General features: G+C 69.2%; 3 protein-coding genes. 1 reads left to right on the forward strand and 2 read right to left on the reverse strand.

Features of this window, described 5'->3' with window-relative positions; genetic code table 11:
• Window positions 1–209: hypothetical protein (locus tag BBK14_RS15950; protein WP_206744670.1), on the forward strand; the 209-nt coding region annotated here is incomplete at its 5' end.
• A 117-nt stretch (window positions 210–326) separates the two neighbouring features.
• Here BBK14_RS15950 and BBK14_RS15955 read toward each other — a convergent pair.
• A complete protein-coding gene (locus BBK14_RS15955; RefSeq protein ID WP_071063321.1) occupies window positions 327–617 on the reverse strand; it encodes a bifunctional DNA primase/polymerase in 291 nt (96 codons plus the stop codon).
• Between the two features lie 120 nt (window positions 618–737).
• A partial coding sequence (locus BBK14_RS15960; RefSeq protein WP_157904280.1) for a Tn3 family transposase occupies window positions 738–1,058 on the reverse strand: 321 nt, incomplete at its 5' end.

Raw genomic sequence — 1,058 nt, forward strand, 5'->3', positions numbered from 1 at the left:
GGGGAATGAAGAACATGGAACCTGACGAGGAGGAGTTCGCCGAGCTGGACGCCTACATCCACCGGGTCAACAGGGACGCGTATAACGACCTGGCGGGAAAGATCGATCTCTCAGCGAGATTCCAGGAGCTGCTGACGAGGATCGACGGCTCGGACTGTCCGGAAGAGCGCCAGGGCCACGCCGAGATCAACAATGGGGTTTCGGGCTGACCCGGACCTCGAAGCCGCTGCAGGCCGCCGACCGGTGCCGGTCGGCGGCCTGCAGCGTTCTGCGGCCTGACGCGACGAGAAAGCCACCACCGCCGCCTCATCTCGCTGGGGCGCCTACTACCGGAGCCGGGACGAGATCCAGGTGGGCAGCGGCTGGATCGGAGTGTCGCGGACGATGACGTACGGGATGTCGTCGACGAGCGAGCCGGCGCTGTGCCGGCCGGGGCCGCGGACGTCGATGCCGGGCCCGGGGCGGGTCCGGCCGCCGGACAGGCTGGCGAGGGTGCAGCCGACGGGAGCGCGGAAGTAAAGGTGCACGCCGCCGCTGGGCGTGCGCACGGTCAGCGTGTCGGGCCAGGTCTCGTCGAGGCGGGCGGCCAAGCCCAGGCCGACGACCTGATCACTCACATGTGACCGCGGCACTCACACCCGGTGTCACGCCCTTGCGCCCCTGCCCGACGGCCGGTAGGAAGCGGAGCGGGCGCCGCAGGCCGTCGACCGTGATCCCTCCCCAAACGGGCCCGCTCGTTAGTCGCCGAGCACCAGGCGGCTGGTCATGTCGAGCTTGACCTCGCCGTACGGCGCGACGTGAGTCCAGAACAAGGGCGTGAGGCCGCGCCGGTCGGCGTCGGTCAGCTGCTCGGCCCAGTCATCGTCGGCGAGGACGTCCTGGACCATCAGCGTGTTGACGTAGACCAGGGCGGCCTGCAGCACCCGCAGGCAGAGGACGGAGAGCTCCTGTTCGTCGCGGCGGTTGGTCGCGATGTCCCCGCCCTTGCCGAAGAAGATGACGCTGTTGGCACGGTTCCAGGACTCGACGACGTTCAGACCTTCGCCGATCTCGCGCTG

Source organism: Parafrankia soli (assembly GCF_001854695.1).
Classification (GTDB): Bacteria; Actinomycetota; Actinomycetes; order Frankiales; family Frankiaceae; genus Parafrankia; species Parafrankia soli.